Raw genomic sequence first — 26,163 nt, 5'->3', positions numbered from 1 at the left:
GGAAGGCCTCCTGGTGTGCGCGAGCGGGCGACGGCATGTCGCTGCGAACTTAGAGGTACAGCAAGGGTGTTCGGGCCGTATTCCGGAGATCCACCGTGTCAGGCGGCTGCCGCACGCTCGCGCACGCAGCCGATGAGCAGTGCCTCGAACCCCACCCGGCTGCCACGCGGCTCGGTGAAGCCGCCGATGACGGCCGACTGCCAACCGTTGGCATGCCGCAACGCCGCCCTCACCCCCCCGCCAACCGCAACGCCCTGGACGGCCACCTCGCCTCCCTGGACACCGCCCTCGCCGACGGCGACCGTCTCGCCCCCCTACGTCCGCCACCGCCTCGAAAAGCAACGCCGCGAGACGGCCTCCTTCCTCACCCGCCACGCCCCGGAGCCCACGCCGTGAAACGCGCCCTGCCCGACGCCGACACCGTCAAAGCCGCCATCGACACCGTCCTCAACCAGGCCGCCGCCACAGACCGACCTGCGCCGCACCCTGACCCTGTACGAGGAGGCCATCCGGCAGCTCACCCTCGAAAACGCCGCCCTGCGGCAAGGCGCCACCGTCCTTTACTGCCACACGGTCCGCTACGTCCGCCTGCGCGACGACCTCACCCCAGACCGGGCGCCGCCCTTCACCGCGCTCACAACCGAGCGCTGCAGTGACGACCCGTGACTGCTCTCCAAGCTAGATCTCCGTTCTGGCGTGCACAGCCAAGTGCTCCTACTCCGATTCCGGCTGTGGGCGCCATGTGCCGTCGAGCGGGATGCCGGCGGCGGCCGCGATCCGGTTGCGTGATGCGAGCAGTCGGGTCCTCAGCGTCGGCAGGTCGACGTCCACCAGTACGCCGTCGCGTTTGACCACGCGGCCGGCGACGAGGACGGTGTCGACCAGGCCGGGGTGGCCGGCGCTGACGATGGTGGCGGCCGGGTCGGTGACGGGGAACACGGTCAGGTCGTCGGCGCGCAGAAGGATGACGTCGGCGTCCTTGCCGGGCGTGAGGCTGCCCGTTCGGGCGTCGAGTCCGCACGAGGCGGCGGCGTCGGTGGTGGCGAAGGCCAGCAGGTCGCGGGAGCGCAGGCCGCCGTCCAGGCCGCGCTGCACGGCGAAGGCGGTGCGCATGGTGGAGAACATGTCGCCGCCGACCGACGGGACGTCGTCGATGGACAGCGTCGGGCGCAGGCCCGCGGCCAGCACCCGTCCGGTCATCGGCCAGCCGAACCCCATCTTCAGCTCGACGTCCGGGCTGATGGACACCGAGCTGCCCGCGTCGGCGAGCATCCGCAGCTCTTCGTCACTGATCCCGTTGGCGTGCACGAACGTGGTGGTGTCCCGCAACAGACCGTGCTCGCGCAGATCGGCGACCGGGCGCTGCGTCCCGTCGGAAGCGATGTGCAGGCTGGTGCGCAGGCCGAGTTCGGCCGCCAGCTTCAGCTCCCGGGCGACGGTTTCCATGCTGGTGTCCTCGGGTCCGCGCAGCCCCAGCGCCATGGTGACCAGGCCGTCCCCGGCCAGGTCGGCGCGGACGCGGCGGATGGCGGCGTCGACGGGGTCGGGGGTGCCCCATCCGGCGCCGAGGCAGAAGATCGACCGCCCCGGCGCGTCCCGCAGCGCCGCGACGGCGGCGTCCTCGTGCTCAGGGCTCTGCGCGACGTGGTACCAGTCCAGCATCGTGGTCACGCCGGAGTGCAGGGCCTCCAGCCGGCCGAGCAGGGTGCCTACGTAGACGTCCTCGGGCTGGTAGTGCGGCTTGACCGTGCCGTGCATGGCCACCGCCCACTCCGGGAACGTCCAGTCGGCGCCGACGCCTCGGAACGCGGTCTGCCAGGAGTGGCGGTGGTTGTCGACGAAGCCGGGAGTGACGATCCGGTCGGTCGCGTCGATCACCTCGGCGTCCGGCGCGTCGATCCGTTCGGCCACCTCGACGATCACGCCGTCTTCGATGAGCACGTCACCGCGGTCGAGATCGCCGACAGCCGGGTCCATGCTGACCACGGTGCCGCCGGTGAGCAGGATCTTCATAGGATGAACTCCCTTACGCTTTCGGATTGTTCGAGATCGTTTCGAGGTGGCCGCCGCGGCTCTGCTCGTGGCCGCGCAGATCAGCCGCGGGCGGTCAGGGCTCTCTGGCGCAGGTAGCCGATGAGGGAGAGGGGCAGCGCCAGGCCGCCGGTGAAGTACAGCTGCACGCGGGTGTCGGGCTGGCGGGCCATGAGGCCCAGGATCGCCAGCACTCCGGCCGGCGCCACCCAGGTCAGGACCGGGAACGCCCACATCTTCACGACCAGCTTCCCGGGTGCCTCCCGTTCCAGCCAGTCGGCGCATCCGCAGCTGGGCGGCGGTTCAGGCGCTCGCCGTCGTGGTGTGTACGGCGTCGGCCGCGGCCAGTGCGTCGGCGACCAGGTCGGCCGTGTCCTCCGTGCCCGCGGCCAGCCGGACCAGGCCCAGCGGAACCGACTCGGCGATCTGTTCCTCGCTGAGCATCCCGCGCCACATGGACGCCGGATGCACGGCCAGCGATTCCACGCCGCCGAGGCTGGCCGACCGGCGGGGGTAGCGCAGCCGGCCGAGGAACGCGTCGGCCATCTCGAAACCGTCGGTGAACTCGATGCCGAGCACCCCGCCGAAACCGCTCATCTGACTGGCCGCCAGCTTGTGCTGCGGGTGGGTCGCCAGACCGGGATAGTGCACCCGGCTCACGGCTGGATGCTCGTTCAACGCCTCCGCGAGCGCCTGGCCGTTGGCGTTGTGCCGTGGCACCCGCAGGGGCAGGGTGCGCATGCCGCGCAGCAGCAGCCACGCGTCGATGGGGCCGAGGGTGGCACCGGTGAGCAGGCCGACGTCCCAGATCCGGTTCAGGAGCTCGGCCGGCCCGGCCAGCACTCCGGCGGAGACGTCGGAGTGGCCGTTGAGGTACTTGGTCGCGCTGTGCCAGACGAGATCGATGCCTAGGTCCGCAGGACGCTGGTTCAGCGGAGTGGCGAAGGTGTTGTCCGCCATGGTCAGCACGTCGTGCGCGCGGGCCAGCTCCGCGACGGCGCGCAGGTCCGTGATCTGCAGCAGCGGATTGCTCGGCGACTCCACCAGGATCAGGCGGGTCCGCGGGGTCAGTGCCTTCGCGAACGCCTCCGGGTCGGTCTGGTCCACCAGGGTGGTCGACACGCCGAGGCGCGGCAGCAGGTTCAGCAACACCGACGCCGTGCCCCCGTACGTGGACCTCTGCCCGATGACATGGTCACCGGCGGACACCAGGGCCAGCACGGCCGTGGTGAGCGCGGCCATCCCGGACGCGGTGACCATGGCCGCCTCGGTGCCCTCCAGTTCGGCGACGACGGCCGCGACCTGTGCGTGGTTCGGGTTGCCGAAGCGGGTGTAGAAGTCCTTGCCCCGCGGGGCGACGGCGCCCTGCGCGAACGTCTCCCCGTCCTCGGCCCAGAACGCCGCCGTCTGGTAGATGGGCGGTGCCACGGCACGGCTGGGATGGACGTCGCGATCGGCGTGAACGGTGATGGTGCTCTTGCCTGGCATGGCTGCCCTTCCGTGGACCGTCGGTCTTACGCCATGAAGCGTGACCGACCATCGCTCCGAAGTGGGCGGATCCTGGCAACTTTGGTAGCAAATTGCGCTCAGGGCGGGCACAGGATTGTGGTACTCAATCCTGTAGAGCAATAATCTGCCACTATGGACGAGGTGGACCGGTCGATTCTGGCCGTGCTCGAAAAGAACGGCCGGATCAGTAACAACGAGCTGGCCGCCCGGGTCGGGCTGTCGCCGTCACCGTGCCTGCGGCGCGTGCGGCAACTGGAGGAGGCCGGGGTCATCCGCGGTTACCGGGCGCTGATCGATCCCGCCGCGGTCGGCCGCAGCCTGCGGGTGTTCGCCGGGGTGCGGCTGATGCGGCACACCCGCGCGGACGTGGTCGCGTTCGAGAGTGCGGTCACCGGGCTGCCCGAGGTGGTTGCCTGCCACCACATCACCGGCAACTTCGACTATCTGCTCCAGGTCGAGGTCGCCGACCTGCCCGCCTACGAGGACTTCCACGCCAACCAGTTGGCCAGCCTGCCCGGCGTGGCCACGGTGACCAGCTACGTCGCCATGAAGACGCTCTCCGCCGACACCGCATGACGGTGCCGGCTCCGCTGGTCAGAGAGTGATGGTGCCGCGGATGCAGATGAGGGCGGCACCGCTGACCCAGACGGTGCCGTCCGTATCGCTGCCCCATGTGGGGTCCTCGGGCACGCCCGCCCCGGGGCGAAGGTGCGCATCTCGAAGTGGTGCGGGCACCCGTGGGGGGAGGCCCCGATCGCGCCGACCATCGCGTCCGGGACGAGAGCCAGGTCGGGTTCCAGGGCGAGAACCTCCTCGGCCGTGGCCAACTGGACCACGGTCCAGCCAGGACCGTTGTCGACCCACTGGTGAGCCACGACTCGGTCACGCGTGATGCCGAATGCGGCGACGATCCGGTTCAGATGGTCGTCGTCGAGCGCGCCGTCGTCCGGCGAACGGAAGCTCGCCTCCCGGGGTGAAGATCCGCAGCCGGTAGTCCGCCTCCGGGACAGTGGGGGGCAGGACGAACGTGGTCTCGGACAGATTCGTCCAACGCGCCAGACGCTGCATCTCCTCATCGCTCAGGTCCGTCCCGTCCAGGACGACCGCGACCGGGTTGCCGGAGCAGGGGCTCGTGGAAAACACGTCGACCTGCGCGAACGAGCGTGTACGCGGCATGCACCCGTAGTGGTCCAGGGGCGAGCCGCTTGCAGTCGGCTACCGCGGGCGCTTGCGCCTGCGGTAGCCGCGCGTTCGGTCCCGACACCCGCCACGTTCCGCTTACCGCGTGCCGTTGGGTGTGACCAGGAGGCCGCCGACGAAGGTGTGCGTGGGGTTCAGGTCGCGCAGGGCGTCGCCGGGGCACTGAGCGGGGTCCTGGTCCCAGACGGTGAGGTCGGCGAGGCGGCCGGGGGTGAGGGTGCCGCGCAGGTGTTCCTCGCCGGTCAGGCGGGCGGCGTTGGCGGTGTGCAGGGTGAGGGCCTCGTCGTAGGAGATGGCGTGTTCGGGGCCCTTGACGCCGATGACGGTCTGCCGGGTGGTCATGCCCCAGACCGAGCGCATGGCACCGAACTGACCGACGGGGAAATCGGATCCGGCGCTGACCTGGGCTCCCAGGTCGACCCAGCCACGGGCGGGGAAGAGTCGGGCGACGCGTTCCGGGCCCCAGAAGCCCTCCTCCACCTCGGCAGTGTCGTGCAGCAGCGGCTGCTGGATGGTGACGGGGATACCCAACGCGACGGCACGGGCGCGCTGTTCAGGGCCGGCCAGGCCCCCGTGCTCCATCACCAGCGTGCCGGCGGGCAGACCGGGGTTGCGCTCAAGGACGCGTTCGTAGACATCCAGCAGGACGCGGACCGCCCGGTCGCCATAGGCGTGCGTGCCGACCCGCCAGCCCCGCCGGACCACCGCCTCGACCGCCTCGACCAGCGCGTCCGGCTCCCAGATCAGCATTCCGGAGAACGAGTGGTCGCAGGCGTACGGCTCCTCGGTGGCCCCGGCCTCCAGGCCGCCGTCGAGGCCGAACTTCACACCCCACACCGACAGCCACGGGTCGGAGTTGTCACGCCATTCCTCCATGACGTCGAGCAGGTCCTCCACCTGGGCCGCGCTGGTCAGGCCGAGCGCCGAGATCAGCACCCGCACCCGGGTGCTGAGCGCCCCCGCCTCACAGGCGGCCAGGAGCACCGCGTAGTCCTCAGGCGTGACCGCGCAGTCGCGCACGGTCCCGATGCCCGTGGCGGCGTAGTCGCGGCCAGCCAGGCGAAGTCCGTCGATGCGCTCGGCCCGGTCCGGGGCCGGGACCAGGTGCTCCACCAGGTGCAGGGCGTTGTCGATCAGCCGGCCGTCCAGCTTGCCGTCGCTGCCACGGCCGATGGTGCCACCCGGCGGTACGGGGGTGTCCTCGGTGATGCCCGCCAGACGGAGCGCATAGGTGTTGACGACGTCGTTGTGGCCGCCGCGCTTGACGAGGACCGGGTGCCGGTCGGTGGCTTGGTCGAGTTCCGCCGCGGTGGGCATGCGGCGCTCGGCGAGATTGAGTTCCTGCCAGTTGGTGGTGGTACGGATCCACTCGCCCTCGGGGGTGACGGCGGCCCGCTGCCGGATCAGGTCGAGGAACTCGGGGATGTTCCGGGCCCGGTGGACGGGGACGTCATGGGCGCCGAGCGCCGCGAAGATCAGGTGGGTGTGGGTGTCGTCGAAGGCGGGCAGCACGGTGGCACCGGGCAGGTCGTGCACCTCAGTTCCCGCGCTCACCAGGTGGTCGAGGCCATTGGGGTCGGCGGACACGGCGGCGATACGGTCGCCGCGCACGGCCAGTGCCCGCTGCGGGGTCTGACCGGGCACCAGGGTGTGCACCGCGCCGGCGCGGATCAGCAGGTCGGCTCCATGATCAGTCATCGTCTTCTCCCTCATCTCGAAGGTGTCGGATCCCGAAGGTGTCGTTCGGTGACGAGACTGTTGTAGGAGCCGTGCGGGCATTCACCGCCATACTGAAGTTCTCTGCGTAGGAAACACGCCAGCGCCTCCGCCTATCATGCGGATCATGCGACAAGTGCTCGACGAAACCGATCGGCGGATCGCGGCCGCCCTGGTCGCCTCGCCGCGTGCCTCCTGGCGCGAGGTGGCCCGCTGTCTGGGCCTGTCCGAGCGCACCGTCGTACGCCGTGTCGCCCTGCTCTACGCCGACGGCACCCTGCGCGCGACCGTCGTACGCAACCCGGCGCGCTTCCCGCACCTGGTCCCCGTCGCCCTGCGCATCCGCTGCCGCCCCAACAAGATCCGTCAGGTCGCCCAGGCGCTGGCCCGCCGCACCGACACCGTCTGGGTGGACATCCTCGGCGGCGGCGACGAGATCTCCACGGTCTTCTTCCTGGAAGGTCCGGAGGCCCGCAACAACCTGCTGCTGCGCGACCTGCCCGCCACCGACGCCGTCGGCTCCTGGACGGCCCACACCCTGCTGCGCGTCTTCCCCACAGCGTTCCGCTGGACCGCCGGTCTCCTCTCACCCCGGGAACTCGCCGAACTCGCCCCCGACCCCGCGTCAACGACGACGCCGACAGCGTCGTACACGCATCTCGACGTCGACACCGCGCTGATCGCCGCGCTGGCCGAGGACGGTCGGGCCACCTACACGGACCTGGCCCGCCGCGCCGGCACCACGGCGCTCACCGCCCGCCGACGGCTAGAGGCCCTCGTGGAGGGCCAGGTGCTGCGCCTGGCCACCGAGTTCGATCTCGCACTGCTCGGCGCGCAGACCGAGGCGTTGCTGTGGATCGCCGTACAGCCAGGTGCACTGCAGAAGACCGCGCAGACCCTGAGCACCCACCCGCACGTCCGGTTCTGCGCCGCCACCACCGGTCCCGCCAACCTGGTCGTCGCTGTCGCCGCCGCGAACCTCGACGCCCTGTACACCTTCCTCACCGACACCGTCGGCCCCCTCGACGGGGTCACCGCCATCGACACCACCCCGCTGCTGGCGACCGTCAAACGCACGGGCCTGATCCGTCACTGACGAAGGCAACGACGTCCGCGCATGCGGCGTGAACTCACCGTCCGATCGGCCACACCCGGTTGGGGATCCACGACAGAGATCTCTCAACGGGCATGTGGCACTGGACAACGGACAACAACAAACCCTGTCCACAATTTCAGCTCGAAGATCCACCCGTCGGGAAGGTCCCGCCGGTCGCTCAGCGTAGCGAGCACCGGCCGCGCCGCGAGCTCCACCAGGGGCGCGCCGGGCGCAGCCGCCGCCGCTGCCCGGCGGGCAGCGTGTCCAGGAATGCGGCCATCGCCGCCGCTCACTCCTCCCGGCCGTCGGCGGCGACCTGGGCGAGCGTACGGCCGGTGCGGACGGAACGGGCCCGGCGGGGGTCGGGGGTGCCGGTCCCCTGGGCCCGCCCGCCGCCGGCCTTCACCAGCAGCCAGGCATTGTCCTCGTCGTCCTTCCCTCGGATGCGGGTCAGGGCGTACTCGCCGCGCAGCTTCGTCCCGTGCAGCCGGAACCGCGCGTGCCCGCGCTCCAGCGACTCGGCGAAGCCGACCGGCCGCCCGTCCCGGTCGTGGCTCAGGGGCTCGTATGTGCCGTGGTCCCAGACGATCACCGTGCCCCCGCCGTACTCACCCTTCGGGATCACGCCCTCGAAGTCCTCGTACTCCAGCGGATGGTCCTCGGTGGGCACCGCGAGCCGCCTGTCCCGTGGATCCGCCGAGGGACCCTTCGGCACCGACCAGGACTTCAGCACGTCCCCGACCTGCAGCCGGAAGTCGAAGTGCATCCTGCGCGCGTCGTGGATCTGCACGACGAACCGGGGTTCCTCGCCGCCAGTGGCCCGGCGGCCCTCGGGTTCTCCGGTCCGGTGGAAGTCACGCTTGCCGCGGTAGTCCCGCAGCCGGTCGTCCTCACCCACCTACGACTCCTTCCCACCCACGCGGATCACAGACCCCGCAGCCTTGGGTACCCCACCGCCGGCACGCCCGACGCGGGGCGCTCGGTCAGAACTCCTCGTGGACCTCGGGATCCCCGCCCAGGCGCCGGTGCGGGCGGTCGGCGAGGGCTGTCATCTGGGCCGGGCCGAGTTCGAAGCCGAAGAGGCCGAGGTTCTCGCGCTGGCGTTCGAGGCTGGCCGACTTGGGGATGGGGATCGCGCCGAGCTGGGTGTGCCAGCGCAGGACGACCTGGGCCGGGGTCACACCGAGGGTCTCGGCGACGGTGACGACCACGGGGTCGTCCAGCAGCTGGGTACCGCGGCCCAGGGGGCTCCAGCTCTCGGTGAGGATGCCCTTGCTCTCGTGGAAGGCGCGCAGGTCGTCCTGCGGGAGCAAGGGGTGCAGTTCGATCTGGTTGACGGCGGGGAGGACCCCGGTCTCCATCTCGAGGCGCTCGATGTGGTCGGTTGTGAAGTTGGAGACGCCGATCGACCGGACGAGACCCTCCTCGCGGAGTTTGATCATGGCCCGCCAGGAGTCGACGTACTTGCCGACGCGGGGCAGCGGCCAGTGGATGAGGTACAGGTCCACGTACTCCAGGCCCAGGCGGGCGCGGGACTCCTCGAAGGAGGCGAGCGTCTCCGCGTAGCCGTGATGCCGGCCGGGGAGCTTCGTCGTGACGACGATCTCCTCGCGCGGGATCCCACTGGCGGCCACACCGCGGCCGACTCCGGTCTCGTTGCGGTAGTTCGTGGCCGTGTCGATGAGCCGGTAGCCCAGCTCCAGGGCTGTGCCCACCGCCTGCTCCGCCTGTGCGTCGTTCATCGGCCAGGTGCCCAGACCGAGGGCGGGGATCGTCGTGCCGTCGTCGAGCGTATGCGTCGGAATGCTGATCACCGTCGGACCTTCCCTTGACTGTCTTCTGCATCCAGCGTCACGGATGGGGCGAGGAATGATCAACCGGGACACGTGGGGATGAGGGCAGCGGACAGCGGGAGTCCGCGCTCTGAGTGCGGTTCCGACCGGATTTCCATGTGTGAAGGAGGTCAGGCTCTGTCGCCACGCCCGGCGTTCGCTGTCACGCTCTGATACGTAGGTGATGTTGCCGACCAGCGGAGTGCGTATGACGACGGACAGCCGTACGACGGACGAGGCGATGCGGGGTGCCGGAGTGGAGGTGAAACCGGTCGCCGGGTACATCGGAGCCGAGATCGAGGGCGTCGACCTGGCCGGTGGCCTCGACGACGCCCAGGTGGCCGCGATCCGGGCGGCGGTGCTGCGCTGGAAGGTGGTGTTCTTCCGGGGGCAGCGGCTCGATCATGCCGGGCACGTGGCGTTCGCCCGCCGGTTCGGGGAGCCGGTCGTGCTGGGCAGGCGGGGGAGCGCGTCACCTCCCGGCTTCCCCGAGATCGAGACGACCGCCGACCGGCTGGAACTGGGCGGGCGGTTCGGGATGGAGCACGACGAGTGGCTCCAGCGGCGCCGGCACACCCTGCTGCGCGGCTGGCACTGCGACCACGGCGCCCGCATCGACCCGCCGGCCGCGACGATCCTGTGCGCCGAGACCGTACCGCCCTACGGCGGCGACACCACCTGGTCGAACCTGGCGGCCGCGTACGCCGGACTGTCCGCTCCGGTGCGCGCGTTCGTGGACGGACTGCGGGCCGAACACCGGCTCGGCGTCGGCTACCAGCCACGCCCGGGAGACGACGCGTACGTCCGTCATCTGCTGGACCACCAGGTCGCCTCCGTGCACCCGCTGGTCCGCGTCCACCCGGAGACGGGGGAGCGGGTGCTGTACGTCAACGGCTACTACCTGGAGCAGATCACCGACGTGTCCCGGGCGGAGAGCCGGGCGCTCCTGGATATGCTGCTGGAGCAGGCCGTCCGGCCCGAGTACACCGTCCGCTTCCGTTGGGAGCCGGGCAGCGTCGCCTTCTGGGACAACCGGGCCACCATCCATCTGGCACCCAGCGACAACGCCCACCTCGGCTTTCCCCGGACCATGCACCGGGTGATGCTCGCCGGTGACGTACCGGTCGGCGTGGACGGCAGGCCGTCCGAGCCGGTGGCCGGGACCGAGGTGGGGCGCTGGTGACTCAGGCGGCGGGTCGGCCCAGTGCAGGGCCCAGCTTCGTCGCGATGTCGGTGAGGATCTGCACGTAGTCCTGGTGCTCGAAGGTGAACGGCAGCGCGAACGCCACCTCGTCGACCTCGCGGAACGCGGCGTGCGCGTGCAGGCGTTCGGCGATCTCGTCGGAGGTGCCGACCAGGTCCGGCGCGAACATCAGGCGCGCCGGGCCCTGGGGTGCGGCGGTGCGAGGGGTGCGCCCGGCCGCGAACTCCTCGTACTTCGCGCGCTGTTCGGGCGTGGCGGAGTCGGTCGGGATGACGACCAGGCCCTGGGAGACGCGGGCGTCCTCGCCGTCGGGGTGGGCGGCGCGGAAGGCGCGGATGTGGGACAGCTGGATCTCGGCGAAGTCCCTCGACTCGTCCGGGCCCTCGGCCTTGACGACGCTGCTCGTCAGGAGGTTCATGCCGTGCTCGCCGGCCCACCGCGCCGAGCGCCAGCTGCCACCGCCGTACCACAGACGGCGGCCCAGCCCCGGGGAGTGCGGCTGGACCCGGTCGGAGAACACCTCAAAGCCCTCCACCCCGCTGAAGCCGGTGACCGGCTTGCCGCGCACGCAGTCCAGCAGCCGCTCCACCCGCTCGTAGCCGAAATCCTCGGCGTCCGCGGTGTCCGGGTACAGCGCGCCCTTGACCTGGTCGTAGTGCATCGGCGGGCCGACGCTGACTCCCGGGTTGAGACGACCGCCGGACAGGATGTCGACGGTCGCCAGGTCCTCCGCCAGGCGCAGCGGGTTCTCCCAGCCCAACGGGATGACCGCCGTGCCGAGTTCGATGCGGCTGGTGCGCTGCGAGGCCGCCGCCAGGACGGCGACGGGGGAGGAAATGCCGTACTGGAGATGGCGGTGGCGTACCCACGCGCTGTCGAAGCCGAGCCGCTCGCCCAGCTCGATGATCTCCAGCGTGGACTCGTGACCCCGGCGCGGATCGGCCTCGTCGAACAGTCCGATGGTGAGGAAGCCCAGCTTGCGCAAGGGTCGTGAGGTGGGCGGCACGTGCTCCTCCATCGTCCACGGCGCTGTCGGCCGTACACCGGTTCTCTCTCGATTGTCGCAGGCGGTCGGCCCGGCGGCCGGTCAGACCAGGGGGATGATGACCTCGTCCTCCACCGGCGGGTCGACCTCCTGCGCGCGGTTGCCCGTCGCCGCGAAGCAGCGCAGCCGGACCGCGTCCGGAGTGACGTCCAGCCGCAGGAAGCACTTGAAGAACGGCGGGCTGTACGTCGCCGAACCCGGCGAGAACAGCTGTGTGTAGATCTTCCGCACGGGCAGGCGGAAGCGGGAGGTCCGGTCGGGACGGCCGCCCGCGCCCAGGAGGCTGGCGACCAGGCGGGTGCGCCAGGTGACGCGGGCGGACGGGCCCGGGGCGCGGGCCGGAGTGATGCCCAGCCGCTCGGCGACCACGGCGGTCGCCTCGGCCTCGGTGAGGGTGAAGAAGCGGCGCAGACGCAGGCGCCGACCGTAGAGGCGGCTGTAGAACGCGAGGGAGTCGCCGCGCAGCGGGTAGCAGCGGAAGTCCTGCTCGCCGACGTTCGCGACGGAGACACGCGGGATGGTGTGGGTGGCGTGCATGAACGCCCCGCCGCCGCCCGCGACCACGTACTGGACGGTCCGGCCGTCCACGTCCACCGGGTAACGCTGGTAGTTGTGGATGTCGCCGCCTATCGCCGCCACATAGTGGTGGTCGGGATCGCGGACGATGTCGTCGACCGTGCCGCCGCCCTCGATGGGGCAGGGGTGGTGCTCGCCGTCCACGTACAGGGGCGAGCCGGTGATGAGGATCTTCGGGCGGTGGCCCTGGGAGACTTCGTGCAGCCACGCGCCCTGCTCGGCGTCGATCGTGCCCAGCAGGCCCGTGTCGATGCCTATGATCCGCACCGGTCCGGCGTCGATCGCCCAGTACGGGCCCGGCTGGCCGGCCTGTTGGTCGGCCGCGGACCTCAACTTCCGTGCTTCGTCCAGTCGTTGACCGTCGTCGACACGCGGCCGGTGCCACAGAAGCTGCCGCAGCCAGGCCCGGGTCAGGGGGCGCGGCGCGGGCTCGGCGGGCAGGGGCGCGGCGTCGTCGCAGAAGACGCGCATGAACGCGCCGAGGTCCTCGTACCAGTCGTGGTTGCCCGGTATCGCGTATATGGGTGCCCGGTAGTCCTGATACGGCCGGAAGAACTTGCTGTTGTAGTCGTCGGCGCTGCCCACGGGGTAGATCACGTCGCTGGCTATGACGGCGAACCGCGTGTCCTGACTGGCCTTCAGGAATCCCGGCACGACGGCGTATTGGGGTTCGTCGCCCTCGCCGGTGTCGCCGATCACCATGAAGGAGAACCGCTCCGGATCGTCGCGCCGGATCACCTTGTCGGCGGGCGCCCCGGCCGCCGCCCGCTGGGCCGCCCAACGGCTGCGCGTGCGGCCCGTCGGATCGCCGAACCAGGAGGCCAGTACGCCGTTGCGGGCGGCCCACAGCGTCCTCGGGTTCAGCCACGACAACTTCTCGACCCTGGCCGGCATGAGCTGCTTGTACTCACCGCGTTCGGCGGTGCCCCAGCCCGCGCCTTCGGCTGTGTCGCGTGAGGAGTCAGACATCGGTGCACCGTAGCAACGATCTAGGAGCGGGCGGTCGGCGGCCCGCCCGGGAACGGCTGTTACCGTCGCCGCGACCCGGACCTCTTGCAACAGTTCGGGCACAACGGCCCTCAGGGAGCAGGCGGAGCCCCCCGCGGCGTCGTCGTACCGCACCCCCCAGAGGCACGTCCTCCGCCATATGGGCGCCCTTGACACTGTCCGGGTCCCGCGACGTAGGTTGAAGTGATCTGTCCCGGACCGGTGGAGGCCCCGATGCACGCACCTGGCGAGGCGTACCGCGTCGCCGGTCCGGGCACCTGCCTGATCACTCGTCGGCATGTCGACTACTGCCGTACGTCCTCCGCGGTCTGTCCTTCCGCACGCGTCTGAGATCCCGCCGCCGCCACGCATCCGCCCGGCGGCGTCACCACCGTGTGCCTTTGTGCCCCTGTGCCTTTGTCCCACATGCGCGTATGCCCACACGCCCGTATGCCCGCGTGCCTATGTGCCCGCGTGCCTACGTGTCCGTGCGCCCCCGTGCCCATGTGCCGTGTCCCGGAAGGACCCCCCGTATGTCCGGCCCCGCCCTGCATCTCGCCGTCGAAGCCGACGGCGACGGCGCCCACCCAGCGGCCTGGCGCCGCGCCGCCCATGCCCCTGACGAACTCCTCACCCCGCGGCGCGTGGGACGCGTCGCCGCGGCCGCGGAGAACGCCGGGTTCACGCTGCTCACCCTGGAGGACGGCGCACTGCCGCCCGGCGGCACACCGGACGTCGTCGGCCGCATCGGCGCGGTGGAGCGGGCCGCGTTCGCCGCCGCGCGCACCAGCACCCTCGGCATCGCCCCGGTCGTCCCCGTCACCTACGCCGAACCCTTCCACGTCTCCTCCCAGCTGGCCTCCCTCGACCACATCTCGGCCGGGCGCGCCGGCTGGGTCGTCGCGGAGGAAGCGCGCCCCGAGGCGGCCCGCGCCTGGGGCCGCCCGCCCGTCGCCGAACCGGCCGACCGCGCCCGGGAGTCCCGCGACGGCGTCGACGTGGTCCGTGCCCTGTGGGACTCCTGGGAGGACGACGCGGTCATCCGCTCCGTGGCCACGAGCCGCTACCTCGACCGCGAGCGGCTCCACTACATCGACTTCACCGGCGAGACTTACGCGGTCAAGGGCCCGGCCATCGTGCCCCGGCCGCCCCAGGGCCAATTGGTGGTGCTCGGGCGGCAGGGCTCGGTCCCCGACGAGCAGTTGGACGTGGCTCTCGTCGAGGGCCGCGACCTGAGGGCGGTGACCGAGGCCGCCCGGTCCGCCCGTGCGCCCCGGACCTTCGCCGAGGTCGAGGTCGCCCTGGACACCCCGGACGCCACGGCCGAGGCGCGCGTCGCCGCGCTGGAGATCCACGCGCCCTGGACGGACCGGGGGCGGCTGCGGCACGTCGGCTCCGCGGCCGGACTCGTGCGTCTGCTGGGCGAGTTGAGCCGCGTCTTCGACGGCGTACGGCTGCACCCGCTCGTCCTCGACGAGGACCTGTCCGTCCTCTCCCGCCTGGTCCTGCCCGACCTCGCCGACCAGCGCCTGACCGCGCGCCCCCTGCCGGGCACCTCACTGCGCACGGCCCTGGGGCTCGAGCGCCCCGCCAACCGCTTCGCCACCGCCGGCACCCGCGAGGAGACGACCCGATGACCCGCACCGACCCCATCGACGTCCCACGGCCGGACGCCCAGCTGCACTTCGGCGTGTTCTTCCAGGGCGTCAACCACTGGACCATCTGGTCCGACCCGGCGAGCGGCTCCCAGATCGACCCCGCCTCCTTCGTTCAGGTCGCCCGGACCGCCGAACGGGGCCTGTTCGACGCGTTCTTCCTCGGCGAGGGCCTGCGGCTGCGCGAGGTCGACGGCCTCATCCACGAACTCGACGTGGCCGGACGCCCGGACGCCATCACCCAACTGGCCGCGCTGGCCGCAGTCACCGACCGGATCGGTCTGGTCAGCACCTCCAACACGACGTTCAACGAACCCGCGGACCTCGCCCGCCGTCTCTCCGGACTCGACCTGCTCTCCGCAGGGCGCGCCGGCTGGAACGTGGTGACCACCGACAACGCCTGGACCGGGGCCAACTTCCGCCGTGGCGGCTACCTCGATCACACCGACCGCTACCGGCGCGCCGAGGAGTTCCTCACGCTGGCCCGCGCGATCTGGGACGGCTGGGAGGGCGGCGCCGTCGCCGGCACCGCCGCCGCGCCGACCTGGTCGGTTCCCGGTGCGGTGCACCAAGTCCGCCACCAGGGAACGCAGTTCGATGTCGAGCTCGCGCCGACCCTGCCGCGCAGCGCTCAGGGCCATCCCGTCATCTTCCAGGCCGGTGACTCCGGCGAGGGACGCGACTTCGCCGCCCGCAACGCCGACGTCATCTTCTCCGCGCACGGCAACGACTTCGACGACGCGCTGGACTTCGCCGACGACATCAGGCGACGGCTGCGTGCTGTCGGCCGACCCGACGACGACCTGCGCATCCTGCCCGGAACGGAGATCATCATCGGTGCCACCGAGGAGGAGGCCCAGGAGAAGAAGCAGTGGATTCGCCTCCAACAGGTCACCCCGGCGACCGCCTTGGGCATCGCCGGGCTGCTGTGGGGCATCGATCTGTCCGACCGCGACGCCGACGGCCCCCTGCCCAAGGAGGACCCGGTCGTCGCCGAGAACGACGGCTCCTTCGGCGCCCGGCGCATCGCCGACCCGCGCAAGGTGGTGGCCGAATGGCGCGAGAAGGCGGAGGCGGGTGGCTGGTCACTGCGTGAGACGGTCATCGCCCTCGGCCCGCAGCGTGGTCACGTCGGTACGCCGTCGGGCCTCGCCGACAAGTTCGCCCGCTTCGTCCGGCACGGCGCGGTCGACGGCTTCAACGTCACGCCGTACCTGATTCCCGACGGTCTCGACGACATCGTCGACCTGCTGATCCCGGAGCTTCAGGAACGCGGCGTCTACCGCACCGAGTACAGCGGTACGACCCTCCGCGAGCACCTGGGCCTGCGCGAGCCGCTCACCCACCGGTCCGCGCCCGGCCGGCGGCAGGCGGGCTGACCGGACCGGAGAGGGGAGCGGCCCGCGGGGCGCGGGGCGCGGCGGGCGGGGGCGTGGTGGGCCGGTGCGTGGCGGACCCGTTCCACTCGCCCTCGCCGAGCACGAGGAGCGGGTCGAACATCACCACCACACCGGCCAGTACCAGGAAGATGACCGGCCCGACGAGCATCGGGAGCAGCAGCGAGGTGGGTGCGTCACCGGCCCAGGACCCCGTCGTGCCGTGCACATGGACGGTGACGGCGGCCATGGCCGTGTAGTGCATTCCGGACACCGCCACGCCCATGGCCAGACTGGCTCCGAGGCTCGCCAGGAAGCCGCGGATGGTGACGGCCGCCCACAGGGCAGCCGTCGCGGCGACGATCGCGATGAGCACGGAGAGGGCGACGGCCGACGGGGCGTACCGGATCGTCCCGTTGACCTGGATCGCCGCCATGCCCAGGTAGTGCATGCCGGCGACGCCGAGCCCGGTGACGACTCCGGCGACGGACAGGGCTGCCCCGCCCGCGCCGAGGTAGCCGACGAGGAACACACCCACGCCGACCACCACGACGGCCACGACGAGGCTCAGCACCGTGAGGGTCACGTCGTAGCCGATCCGGGACTCCTCGACCTGGAAGCCGATCATCGCGATGAAGTGCATCGTCCAGATGCCGCAGCCGATCGACGCGGCCCCCAGCCCCAGCCAACCCGGCTTCCACGACTGCGCGTCGAGCAACGACCGGACGATGCAGCGCAGCCCCAGAGCGCCACCCAGACATGCCATCAGATAGGCCGCCACCGGGGTCACCGCACCATAGCGGAACCCGTCAACCGTGCCTTGCACTTCGCCAACTCCCCCCAGAGCACTGGCTGTTGTGGAGCAAGGTCTACGTGTAAAGGTCGGGTAAGGCAAGGTCTCACCATGAGTGTCAGGTGAACTCTTGACTACCGGAACGTCACCAGGGCCGCACACGGTTGATTTTCGGCCGACGGCTTCCGGGCACTCCGGCGCCTCCGGGTAGGTGTCACGTGCACAGAGGGATAACCCTCGAATGCTCCTGATCTAGCTGACATGGCTCGGTCAACCCTGTCATTCTCGCCCCTATCGCTGCACAGAACCGGCACAGCCCCTTCATGCAGCAACGGTCCCGCACAACTCGGCTCGTCCCGGACAGCACACCCGTCTGCCCGGTCTGTCACCGGCCGCGCCCCGCGGCCGCCGCAGTAGGAGAACGAGTGAGACGCATCCCCCGCAAGCGGACCGCGGTAGGAGCAGCCCTGCTCTCCACCGCCGCCTTCCTCGCCGTCGGCATCCAGTCCGTACCGGCGTCGGCACAGCCCGCATCCCCCCACCCCAGCCCCCTGCGCGCCGGGGGCCTCCCGGCCGATCTCACCCCGGCCCAGCACACGGCGCTGATCAAGAGCGCCGCGCAGAAGACCACCGAGACCGCGCAGAGTCTCGGCCTGGGCGCCAAGGAGAAGCTCGTCGTCAAGGACGTCGTCAAGGACAACGACGGCACCGTCCACACGCGTTACGAGCGCACCTACGACGGTCTCCCGGTCCTCGGCGGCGACCTCGTCGTGCACACGCCGCCGGCCTCGCAGGCCTCCGGCACGGTGAGCACCACGTTCAACAACAAGCGCACCGTGAAGGTGGCCTCCACCACCGCGACCTTCACCAAGGCGGCGGCCGAGACCAAGGCCCTGAAGGCGGCCAGGTCCCTCGACGCCCAGCAGCCCGCCACCGACAGCGCCCGCAAGGTGATCTGGGCCGGCAGCGGCACCCCGAAGCTCGCCTGGGAGACCGTGATCAGCGGTCTGCAGGACGACGGCACGCCCAGCCGGCTGCACGTCATCACCGACGCCACCACCGGCGAGGAGCTCGGCAGCTTCCAGGACGTCAAGACCGGCACCGGCAACACCCAGTACAGCGGTTCGGTGACGCTGAACACCACGCTGTCCGGTTCGACGTACCAGCTGTACGACACCACCCGCGGCGGTCACAAGACGTACAGCCTCAACAACGGCACCTCCGGCACCGGCACGCTGATGACGGACGCCGACGACGTCTGGGGCACCGGATCCGGCTCCAACACCCAGACCGCCGGCGCGGACGCCGCCTACGGCGCCCAGATGACCTGGGACTTCTACAAGAACACCTTCGGCCGAAGCGGTATCAAGAACGACGGCGTCGCCGCCTACTCCCGCGTCCACTACAGCTCGGCGTACGTCAACGCCTTCTGGGACGACAGCTGCTTCTGCATGACCTACGGCGACGGCTCCGGCGGCACCCACGCGCTGACCTCGCTGGACGTGGCCGGCCACGAGATGAGCCACGGCGTCACCTCCAACACCGCGGGCCTGAACTACTCGGGCGAGTCCGGCGGTCTGAACGAGGCGACCTCCGACATCTTCGGCACCGGCGTGGAGTTCTACGCGAACAACAGCAACGATGTCGGCGACTACCTCATCGGCGAGGAAATCGACATCAACGGCGACGGCACGCCGCTGCGTTACATGGACGAGCCCGACAAGGACGGCGGCTCCGCAGACAGCTGGTACTCCGGCGTCGGCAACCTGGACGTCCACTATTCCTCGGGCCCCGCGAACCACATGTTCTACCTGCTCTCCGAGGGCAGCGGCACCAAGACCATCAACGGCGTCACCTACAACAGCCCGACCTCCGACGGCGTCGCCGTCGCGGGCATCGGCCGGGCCGCCGCCCTGCAGATCTGGTACAAGGCGCTGACGACGTACATGACGTCCAGCACCAACTACGCGGGCGCGCGCACCGCCGCGCTGAACGCCGCGACGGCGCTGTACGGCGCGAGCTCCACCCAGTACGCGGGGGTGGCGAACGCCTTCGCCGGCATCAACGTCGGCAGCCATGTCACCCCGCCGACGAGCGGCGTGACCGTCACCAACCCGGGCAGCCAGTCCTCCACCGTCGGCACCGCGGTGAGCCTGCAGATCTCGGCGAGCAGCACCAACAGCGGCTCCCTTACGTACGCCGCGAGCGGCCTGCCCACCGGCCTGTCGATCAACAGCTCCACCGGGGCGATCACCGGAACCCCGACGACGGCGGGCAGTTACAGCACCACGGTCACCGTGACGGACAGCACCGGCGCGACCGGCACGGCGTCCTTCACCTGGACCGTCAGCTCCTCCGGTGGCGGCACCTGCACCTCGGCGCAGCTGCTCGGTAACGCCGGCTTCGAGTCCGGCAACACCACCTGGACCGCGACCAGCGGAGTCATCACCAACTCCAGCAGCCAGGCGGCCCACGGCGGCTCGTACAAGGCCTGGCTGGACGGCTACGGCTCCACGCACACCGACACGCTCTCGCAGTCGGTGACCATCCCCAGCGGCTGCAAGGCCTCGTTCACCTTCTACCTGCACATCGACTCCGCGGAGACCACCACCAGCACGCAGTACGACAAGCTGACGGTCACCGCCGGATCGACCACGCTGGCGACGTACTCCAACCTCAACAAGGCCACGGGGTACACCCAGAAGACCTTCGACCTGTCCTCGTTCGCCGGCACCACCGTCAGCATCAAGTTCAGCGGTGTCGAGGACTCCTCCCTGCAGACCAGCTTCGTCGTGGATGACACCGCCGTGACGACCAGCTGACCCCCCCCACCATCGAACGACATCCCGCACGCGGGCTCCCTCCGCGTGCGGGATGTCCCGTTCGGCCGAGGGATCAGCTGAGCGGGTCCAGTGTCAGGTACGCCTGCTGGGGATTGCCGTCGTGCACGAGCGACTCCTGGTTGCCGACGTCGTCGAAGGCGAAGGCGTACGCCTTCCCGTCGGCCATCTGGGCGTGGATCTTGCGGGCGTAGTGGTTGGTCACTGTGTCCTGGTAGAAGTTCGCCGTCGTGGTGTCCGGCTGGTTGGGATTGACCAGGAGAGTCGAGCGGTTGAAGCCCGCGCACAGCGTGCGGGAGATCGGGCCGCGCACCGCGTCGTTGGGGGCGTCCAGCAGCTTGTGACAGCCGAAGATGCTGTCCGCGTCCGGCTTCTGGAAGCTGGTGACGACCGCGCCGGAGGCGTTGGTGAAGTTCATGACGTTGCCCGACACCCGGCCGTAGTACTTGGTGTCCGGCTGGTCGGTGAACGGCGTCACCGTGAGTGTCGTCGTCGCGTACTTCTGCCAGACGCGGTTGACATAGTCGTCCATCACTGACGCCGGAAGCGCTCCGGTCTCCAGTCCGTATCCGGGTGAGAGCGCGCGCAGAACGGTCCCGTCGGAGCGCGTCTGGATCAGGTTGGCCCAGCCGCCGGGCTGTCCGCGCAGGGCGGTGAAGAACCCGTTGTAGCCGCCGGACTTGAGGTGTCCGGTGCTGCTCACGCTGCCGTCGGCCCGCTGGACGCCGACGGCGTAGGGCGCGGAGAACATGTCGACCTGGGTGCTGTTGAGCCACAGGCCGGAGTCGTTGAGCGTGTACTCCGACCAGTTGAACAGGATGCTGCGGTTGGGGTCGCTCGGGTTCTGCACGGCCGGCTGCACCAGGCCCCCGGTCGTGAGCTGGAACACGAGCTTCTGTCCGTAGGAGAAGTAGATCCGGCCTGAGAACTTGGGGATCCGGATGGTCTTCGACTGCCCGGCCGCCGGTCCCGTGATGGACGCGTCGGGCGCGGGGGTCGGCGGGTTGCCGCCGGCCGGCCATGGATGGAACGTGCCGTTCTCGTCCGCCCAGCCCTGCTGGCCGGTCGTCAGCAGGGTGCCGAGGTTGTAGACGTAGACCGGCTCGCCGAGGCCGGAGTTGTTGGTCACCTTGAGCGGGATCGTGGCGGGCACCGCGGCCTCGGCCGGTGCCCCCAGAGTGAACAGCGCGCCGACGAGAGCGGCCGCTCCGGCCGCCGCGGCTACCTTGAATCTGAGTCCTCCGAGCACTCTCCACCTCCATGCGGGTACAGCTGTGGGGTTGGTCCGTACCTTTTCTGAGAGCGCTCTCAAATTTGCATCGGGGTGCGTACATGTCAATAAGAAGGACGAGGATGCCCACGGCGGCCGGGGCGGCCGCGGGCGTCACCGGATCAGAAGGTGCGCTCCAGCAGGTCCAGCAGCGCCGCCCAGTGCCGCTCGTCGCCCTCCTTCTGGTACGAGGCGGTGTCGGCCTGGGTGAAACCGTGTGGTGCGTCGGGGTAGACCTCGCAGTGGTGCCGGACACCGGCCGCGGTCAGCGCCTCCTCGAGGCGCTCCCTCTGCTCCGCGGGCAGGGACGGGTCGTTGTCGGCGTGGCCGAAGTACAGCTCGGCGGTGATGTGTCCGGCCGCCAGGTGAGGACTGTCGGGCGCATCGGTCGCGAGCTGCCCGCCGTGGAAGCCGGCCGCGGCCGCCACCCGCTCCGGGTACGCGCCCGCGGTGCGCAGCGTCAGCCGGGCGCCCATGCAGTAGCCGGTGACCGCGACCGGCCCGTCGGCCACCAGCGGGCTGTCGGCCAGCCACCGCAGATAGGCGCCGGCGTCCCGCATGGCGAGCTCCGGCGTCAGCGCCTGCATGACCGGGGAGATCTGCTGCCAGATCTCCGGGCGCGTCCCGGGATCGATGAACTCGGGCAGATCGAAGACCGGCGTCCGCCCGTGCCGGTAGAACACGTTGGGCACCAGCACCGTGTAACCGGCTGCCGCGAGCCGGTCGGCCATCGACCTCAGGTGCGGGCGCAGCCCGAAGGCGTCCTGGTAGAGCAGGACGCCCGGACGAGGGAGCCCGTCACCGGGATGGGTCAGGTAGGCGTCGGCGAGGCCGTCCTCGGTGGGGATGTCCACGGCTGTTCCCTGTACGGAGGTCATGAGGGGTGCCTCTCTGCGCGGTCGACGGCGAGCAACTCGTCGGCCCGGCGGGGCCGGGCCGCGATCATGCTTTCATGTACCATCCAACCGCCTGTGAACGGCCCCCGCGGCACGCAGCACGCCAGGCGGCCTCACTCGAACCGCGTGATGTCACCCGCCCCGCGCCGTACGATCTCCGCCTCACCGCCGGAGAAGTCGACGACCGTCGTCGGCTCGGTGCCGCAGTCCCCGGAGTCCACCACGCCGTCCAGTACATGGTCCAGCCGGTCCTTGATCTCCCAGCCCTGCGTCATCGGCTCGTCCTCGCCCGGCAGCAGCAGCGTGCTGGACAGCAGCGGCTCACCGAGCTCGGCGAGCAGGGCCTGGGTGACGACGTGGTCGGGGATGCGCACGCCCACGGTCTTCTTCTTCGGATGCTGCAACATGCGCGGCACCTCCTTCGTCGCCGGGAGGATGAAGGTGTAACTCCCCGGGGTCGATGCCTTGACCGCCCGGAACACGTCGTTGTCCACTCGCACGAACTGACCGAGCTGCGCGAAGTCCTGGCACACGAGGGTGAAGTGGTGCCGGTCGTCCAGGTGGCGGATGGACCGGATCCGGTCGATGCCGTCACGGCTGCCCAGCCGGCAGCCGAGCGCGTAGCAGGAGTCGGTCGGGTACGCGATCAGCGCGCCCGAGCGGACGCTGTCGGCGACCTGGGCGATGGTGCGCGGCTGCGGGTTGTCGGGGTGCACGTCGTAGTACTTCGCCATCCGACGAGCTTATGCCGATGCGAGCGGGACGCCGCGCAGGCCGATCCGGTGACGCATCGGAAGGCCTCGCGCGTGGTACCCGCTCCCACGGGCGCAGCCGCGCCGAGGCCCGCCCGGTGGTGAGGTAACGTCACCGACGAGGAAAGCCGAGGTCAGTGGCAGAAGGAGGGGAGGCCGACATGACGGGCGGCGACACCTCGACCTGGGCGGAGGAGCTTCTCGACCATCTGCGCCCCTCCGGACGTGACGTCCGTAAGGTCGTCGCCTGGCTCGCCGTCGCCGTGGACGCGACCGTGTTGCTGCGGGACGACACCGGCACCCTCCTCGCCGGACCTCCCACCCCCCTCGACGAGTCCCTGGCCGCCGACATCGTCGCCGGACGCATCGCCTCCGCCGCCTGGGAGGGGCAGGGCCGCCATCTGCGGCTCGTCAGGGTCGAGCTACAGCACCACGCGTCGGCGGGCCTGCTGGCGGTGGCGCGCACCGCCCCCTTCGACCGGCGCGCCTCCGACATCGTCACCCGCACCGCCGCCGTCCTCGAAGTTCTGCTCAGGGCCCGCGAGACGACCACGACCGGACGCCGGCTGAAGCGCGCCGCCGCCGATCTGCGACTGGCCATCCTGCAACTGCTCATGGTGGAGGACATCGTCTCCGCGCGCCGGGTCGCCGCTGGGCTCTGGCCCGGCCTGCTCGACACCGACAGCGCCAGCGTCTACGTCATCGAAGGCTGCGCCGAGGAGCGCGACGAACTCGCCGAGCAGTGCCTGGTCGCGACCGGGGAGCAGGCACTGCTCGTCCGTTGCCCCGCCGTGGACGCCCACCTCATCGTCGTCACGCCCCGCGAAGCCACGGGCGAGAAACTGCGCGAGCTGATCACCGGCCGCCCCGACACCTACCTCGGCGGCAGCACCCGGCAGAGCCTCGCCCGGACCGCCACCGCCTATGGGCAGGCCGTCAGCGCCCTCGCCGTCGCCCGCTTCCGCCCGGACCAGGCGGCGGTGTACGCCGAACGCACCCACCCCGAACGCCTGATGGACCCGGCCGCCCTGTGCACCTGGACGTCGGAACTGCTGCGCCCGCTCGACGCCCTGCCGCACCACACCCGTGCCGAACTGCTCGCCACCACCCGGCTGGGCCTGGAGTTCACCGCCGTCAACGCGGCCAAGGTCCTCGGCGTCAGTCGCAACACCGTCCGCGCCCGCATGGAACGCGTGGAAGCCCTGCTGGGCACCGACTTCTCCGCGCTCACCGTCCGCGCCGCCGTCCACCTGGCGCTGAACGCCCGGGTCTGCCTCCCGGCGGACAGCGCCACCCCGCAGGCAGCCCACGCCGGCCTCGGCGACCTGCTCGCAGGCCCCGCGCTGCGCACCTGGGCGCACGACCTCTTGGGCCGCCTGGACACGGATGCCCGCGACCTGCGCCGCACCCTGCGCGCCTGGCTTGCCGCCGGGGGCAACGCCGAACGGGCCGCGCAGTCCATCGGCGTCCACGCGCAGACCGTGCGGGACCACGTCCGCAGTGCCGAACCGGTCCTCGAACGCCGGCTCCTGGCTGCCGGCAGCGACCTCTACGAAGTCGTCCTGGCCCATATGGCGGCCGGAGACCTCGACCAGTCGGCCCTTCGCCGGGAGGAAGCGGACCATCCGGACTCACTTGTGCACGGGTGAGCCCTCCGGGCCGCGCACCGGGCACGCACGCGATTCACAACCCGTCCGTCGTACACATAAGTTCGACGGGCCGCGGGGGCACGACCGGAACGGGGGACCGGTCGCGCCCCGGCGTGCGGATCAGCCGCGCAGCCGGACCGGAATCTCCTGCCAGCCGAAGGCGATGAAGGACGGCACCTGCCGCAGCTCGTCGTCTCCGACGGCGAGGGCCAGGTCGGGGAACCGGTCGAACAGCGCGGGCAGCGCGGTCAGGGCCTCCATCCGGGCCAGCGGCGCGCCGATGCAGCGGTGCACGCCGATACCGAACGCCAGATGGTCGTCGGCCCCGCGTGCGGCGTCGAAGATGCCTGCGTTCGGCCCGTAGTGCGCGGGATCCAGTCCCGCGGCCGCGTACGTCGTGATGATCGCGTCGCCGGCCGGGATCGTCACCTCGCCGACGGTCAGGTCGCTGACGGCGAACCGTAGTGGCAGCGAGGCGATCGAGGGGTGCGCACGCAGCGTCTCGTCGACGACCGCGTCCCAGCCGATCTCGCCCGACCGCACCGCCGCCAGCTGCGCGGGGTCCCTCAGTAGCGCGGCGACCGCGTTGCCGATGAGGTTCACGGTGGTCTCGAAACCCGCGCCGATGACCAGCAGCAGCGTGTACAGCAACTCCTCGTCGCCGAGGCGGTCACCGTCCTCGTCCCGCACCCGGATGAGCTCGGTGGTCAGGTCGTCGCCCGGATGCTCACTGCGGTGCGCGATGAGCGATCCCAGCACCGTGCCGATCTGCTCCTGCACGAAGGCAGCGTGCTCCGGACTCGGGTCGGTGGTGTCCATGATGGCCGCGATGAGCCGGCCTGTGGCGTCCCGCAACTCGTCAGGCACGCCGAACAGTTCGCAGATGATCCGCATCGGCAGGGGGTGCGCGAAGCTCTGCTTCACGTCGACGGGCTTGCCGTCCGCACCGGCGGAGTCCAGGGCGTCGAGCAGCTCCGCCGTGATCGCCTCGACCCGGGGACGGAGCGCCTCCGTGCGCCGGTGGGTGAAGCTCGGCGCCACCAGCCGGCGCAGCCGCGTGTGGTCGCCGCCGTACGTGGAGAGCATGTTGACCACCCCTACCCAGCCCAGGATCCAGCCCCAGGAGGGGTGTTCGCCGATCTCCGGCCACAGCCGCCAGTGCAGCCGCGGGTCCTTGCTGACCTGCGGGTCGAGGATCAGCTGCTTGAGGGTGTCGTAACCCGTCGGCGCCCAGGCGGGGATGCCGCCGGGTAGCTCCACGGGGACGACCGGGCCGAGGGCGCGCAGCCGGGCGGTCTCGGCCGGTATGTCGGTGCCGAACGGGTCGAGGGCGATGCGGCCGGTGACGGTCACGACGGGTCTCCTGGCTGGTCGGGCGGGAGAGGGGGGCTGAAGCGGAGGGGCAGCGCGGTCGGAGAGCGGTGAAATGTTGGACAGCAGGTTCGCGGTCCGCTGGAAGCCGGCGCCGAGTGTGAGGAACACCTGCCGGGTGACCTCCTTCGGGGGCAGTCCGGCCGGGTGGTCCGGGCAGAAGAGGGTCTGCACCAACTCGGGTTCGTCGAGACGCTGTTGGAGATGCAGATGCGCCAGCTGTCCTGCGGCGGCGGACAGTGGCGCGCCTCCAGGTGCTCGAACTCGGCGGTGAACGCCTTGGAGCGGCCCTCGAGTTGGGTGTGCAAGGAGGTTGTCTCCATGCGCTGCTCGGTCTGTTGGCGTTGTGGCCGCGGCGGCGCGCC

21 protein-coding genes and 1 pseudogene are annotated in these 26,163 nt (G+C 70.8%); 7 read left to right on the top strand and 15 right to left on the bottom strand.

Annotated features, from left to right (window positions below; translation table 11 throughout):
* Nucleotides 1–98: 98 nt before the first annotated feature.
* From ABT114_RS27225 to ABT114_RS27210, 4 genes and pseudogenes are all read right to left on the bottom strand, one after another.
* Nucleotides 99–221 carry a hypothetical protein gene (locus ABT114_RS27225; protein ID WP_351145490.1) on the bottom strand — a complete coding sequence of 41 codons (123 nt, stop codon included), beginning with the start codon at nucleotides 219–221 and terminating at the stop codon, nucleotides 99–101.
* Nucleotides 222–714: 493 nt separating this feature from the next.
* Nucleotides 715–2,013, bottom strand: coding sequence for an amidohydrolase family protein (locus ABT114_RS27220; protein ID WP_351145489.1), 1,299 nt, complete (start codon nucleotides 2,011–2,013; stop codon nucleotides 715–717).
* An 80-nt stretch (nucleotides 2,014–2,093) separates the two neighbouring features.
* Nucleotides 2,094–2,328 (bottom strand): annotated as a pseudogene (locus ABT114_RS27215) (amino acid transporter); the annotation flags it as partial.
* A gap of 6 nt (nucleotides 2,329–2,334) precedes the next feature.
* Complete coding sequence (locus tag ABT114_RS27210; protein WP_351145488.1) at nucleotides 2,335–3,519, bottom strand: trans-sulfuration enzyme family protein; 1,185 nt, start codon at nucleotides 3,517–3,519, stop codon at nucleotides 2,335–2,337.
* 153 nt (nucleotides 3,520–3,672) lie between these two features.
* Here ABT114_RS27210 and ABT114_RS27205 point away from each other — a divergent pair, with 153 nt between their 5' ends.
* Nucleotides 3,673–4,116 carry an Lrp/AsnC family transcriptional regulator gene (locus tag ABT114_RS27205; protein ID WP_351145487.1) on the top strand — a complete coding sequence of 148 codons (444 nt, stop codon included), beginning with the start codon at nucleotides 3,673–3,675 and terminating at the stop codon, nucleotides 4,114–4,116.
* 306 nt (nucleotides 4,117–4,422) lie between these two features.
* Here the strand turns inward: ABT114_RS27205 and ABT114_RS27200 are convergent, their stop codons facing one another.
* Nucleotides 4,423–4,716 carry a PhzF family phenazine biosynthesis protein gene (locus tag ABT114_RS27200; RefSeq protein WP_351145486.1) on the bottom strand — a complete coding sequence of 98 codons (294 nt, stop codon included), beginning with the start codon at nucleotides 4,714–4,716 and terminating at the stop codon, nucleotides 4,423–4,425.
* A gap of 102 nt (nucleotides 4,717–4,818) precedes the next feature.
* Complete coding sequence (locus tag ABT114_RS27195; RefSeq protein WP_351145485.1) at nucleotides 4,819–6,438, bottom strand: amidohydrolase; 1,620 nt, start codon at nucleotides 6,436–6,438, stop codon at nucleotides 4,819–4,821.
* A 136-nt stretch (nucleotides 6,439–6,574) separates the two neighbouring features.
* Between ABT114_RS27195 and ABT114_RS27190 the strand changes: the two genes are divergently transcribed.
* Complete coding sequence (locus ABT114_RS27190; protein WP_502988396.1) at nucleotides 6,575–7,552, top strand: Lrp/AsnC family transcriptional regulator; 978 nt, start codon at nucleotides 6,575–6,577, stop codon at nucleotides 7,550–7,552.
* A gap of 289 nt (nucleotides 7,553–7,841) precedes the next feature.
* Here the strand turns inward: ABT114_RS27190 and ABT114_RS27185 are convergent, their stop codons facing one another.
* Together ABT114_RS27185 and ABT114_RS27180 are read right to left on the bottom strand one after the other, a co-directional pair.
* Nucleotides 7,842–8,450, bottom strand: coding sequence for a DNA polymerase ligase N-terminal domain-containing protein (locus ABT114_RS27185; RefSeq protein WP_351145483.1), 609 nt, complete (start codon nucleotides 8,448–8,450; stop codon nucleotides 7,842–7,844).
* An 85-nt stretch (nucleotides 8,451–8,535) separates the two neighbouring features.
* Nucleotides 8,536–9,366, bottom strand: coding sequence for an aldo/keto reductase (locus tag ABT114_RS27180; RefSeq protein WP_351145482.1), 831 nt, complete (start codon nucleotides 9,364–9,366; stop codon nucleotides 8,536–8,538).
* A gap of 226 nt (nucleotides 9,367–9,592) precedes the next feature.
* Between ABT114_RS27180 and ABT114_RS27175 the strand changes: the two genes are divergently transcribed.
* Nucleotides 9,593–10,567 carry a TauD/TfdA dioxygenase family protein gene (locus ABT114_RS27175; protein ID WP_351145481.1) on the top strand — a complete coding sequence of 325 codons (975 nt, stop codon included), beginning with the start codon at nucleotides 9,593–9,595 and terminating at the stop codon, nucleotides 10,565–10,567.
* Nucleotide 10,568: 1 nt separating this feature from the next.
* Here ABT114_RS27175 and ABT114_RS27170 read toward each other — a convergent pair whose 3' ends face one another.
* Nucleotides 10,569–11,594, bottom strand: a complete 1,026-nt coding sequence (locus ABT114_RS27170) for an LLM class flavin-dependent oxidoreductase (protein WP_351145480.1) — start codon at nucleotides 11,592–11,594, stop codon at nucleotides 10,569–10,571.
* Nucleotides 11,595–11,675: 81 nt separating this feature from the next.
* Nucleotides 11,676–13,178: a metallophosphoesterase family protein gene (locus ABT114_RS27165; protein ID WP_351145479.1), complete on the bottom strand. Its 1,503-nt coding sequence runs from the start codon at nucleotides 13,176–13,178 to the stop codon at nucleotides 11,676–11,678.
* 551 nt (nucleotides 13,179–13,729) lie between these two features.
* Here ABT114_RS27165 and ABT114_RS27160 point away from each other — a divergent pair.
* Together ABT114_RS27160 and ABT114_RS27155 are read left to right on the top strand one after the other, a co-directional pair.
* Entirely contained in the window at nucleotides 13,730–14,833 is a 1,104-nt protein-coding gene (locus tag ABT114_RS27160) for an LLM class flavin-dependent oxidoreductase (protein ID WP_351145478.1), read from the top strand.
* Nucleotides 14,830–16,230, top strand: coding sequence for an NtaA/DmoA family FMN-dependent monooxygenase (locus ABT114_RS27155; protein WP_351145477.1), 1,401 nt, complete (start codon nucleotides 14,830–14,832; stop codon nucleotides 16,228–16,230). Before ABT114_RS27160 ends, ABT114_RS27155 begins: the two co-directional genes overlap by 4 nt.
* Here ABT114_RS27155 and ABT114_RS27150 read toward each other — a convergent pair.
* Complete coding sequence (locus tag ABT114_RS27150; RefSeq protein ID WP_351145476.1) at nucleotides 16,190–17,053, bottom strand: MHYT domain-containing protein; 864 nt, start codon at nucleotides 17,051–17,053, stop codon at nucleotides 16,190–16,192. The two genes, ABT114_RS27155 and ABT114_RS27150, sit on opposite strands and share 41 nt — an antisense overlap.
* 392 nt (nucleotides 17,054–17,445) lie before the next feature.
* Between ABT114_RS27150 and ABT114_RS27145 the strand changes: the two genes are divergently transcribed.
* The gene (locus tag ABT114_RS27145) at nucleotides 17,446–19,842 is read left to right on the top strand and encodes a M4 family metallopeptidase (RefSeq protein WP_351145475.1); all 2,397 of its coding nucleotides are present in this window, start codon (nucleotides 17,446–17,448) and stop codon (nucleotides 19,840–19,842) included.
* A 73-nt stretch (nucleotides 19,843–19,915) separates the two neighbouring features.
* Here ABT114_RS27145 and ABT114_RS27140 read toward each other — a convergent pair whose 3' ends face one another.
* The 3 genes from ABT114_RS27140 to ABT114_RS27130 form a co-directional block, all read right to left on the bottom strand.
* Nucleotides 19,916–21,109 carry a glycoside hydrolase family 64 protein gene (locus tag ABT114_RS27140; protein ID WP_351145474.1) on the bottom strand — a complete coding sequence of 398 codons (1,194 nt, stop codon included), beginning with the start codon at nucleotides 21,107–21,109 and terminating at the stop codon, nucleotides 19,916–19,918.
* Nucleotides 21,110–21,252: 143 nt separating this feature from the next.
* A complete protein-coding gene (locus ABT114_RS27135; RefSeq protein WP_351145473.1) occupies nucleotides 21,253–22,008 on the bottom strand; it encodes a dienelactone hydrolase family protein in 756 nt (251 codons plus the stop codon).
* Nucleotides 22,009–22,139: 131 nt separating this feature from the next.
* On the bottom strand, nucleotides 22,140–22,760 hold the full coding sequence (locus tag ABT114_RS27130) for an L-threonylcarbamoyladenylate synthase (protein ID WP_351145472.1): 621 nt from the start codon (nucleotides 22,758–22,760) through the stop codon (nucleotides 22,140–22,142).
* A gap of 179 nt (nucleotides 22,761–22,939) precedes the next feature.
* On the opposite strand from ABT114_RS27130, the gene ABT114_RS27125 reads away from it, so the two are divergent.
* Nucleotides 22,940–24,427, top strand: coding sequence for a helix-turn-helix domain-containing protein (locus tag ABT114_RS27125; protein WP_351145470.1), 1,488 nt, complete (start codon nucleotides 22,940–22,942; stop codon nucleotides 24,425–24,427).
* A gap of 120 nt (nucleotides 24,428–24,547) precedes the next feature.
* Here ABT114_RS27125 and ABT114_RS27120 read toward each other — a convergent pair whose 3' ends face one another.
* The gene (locus ABT114_RS27120; protein ID WP_351145528.1) at nucleotides 24,548–25,780 is read right to left on the bottom strand and encodes a cytochrome P450 family protein; all 1,233 of its coding nucleotides are present in this window, start codon (nucleotides 25,778–25,780) and stop codon (nucleotides 24,548–24,550) included.
* Between the last annotated feature and the right edge of the window lie 383 nt (nucleotides 25,781–26,163).

This window comes from Streptomyces sp. NPDC002088, from assembly GCF_040296605.1.
In the GTDB taxonomy this organism is placed as follows: Bacteria; Actinomycetota; Actinomycetes; order Streptomycetales; family Streptomycetaceae; genus Streptomyces.
This window is presented reverse-complemented; position numbering and strand designations above follow the sequence as displayed.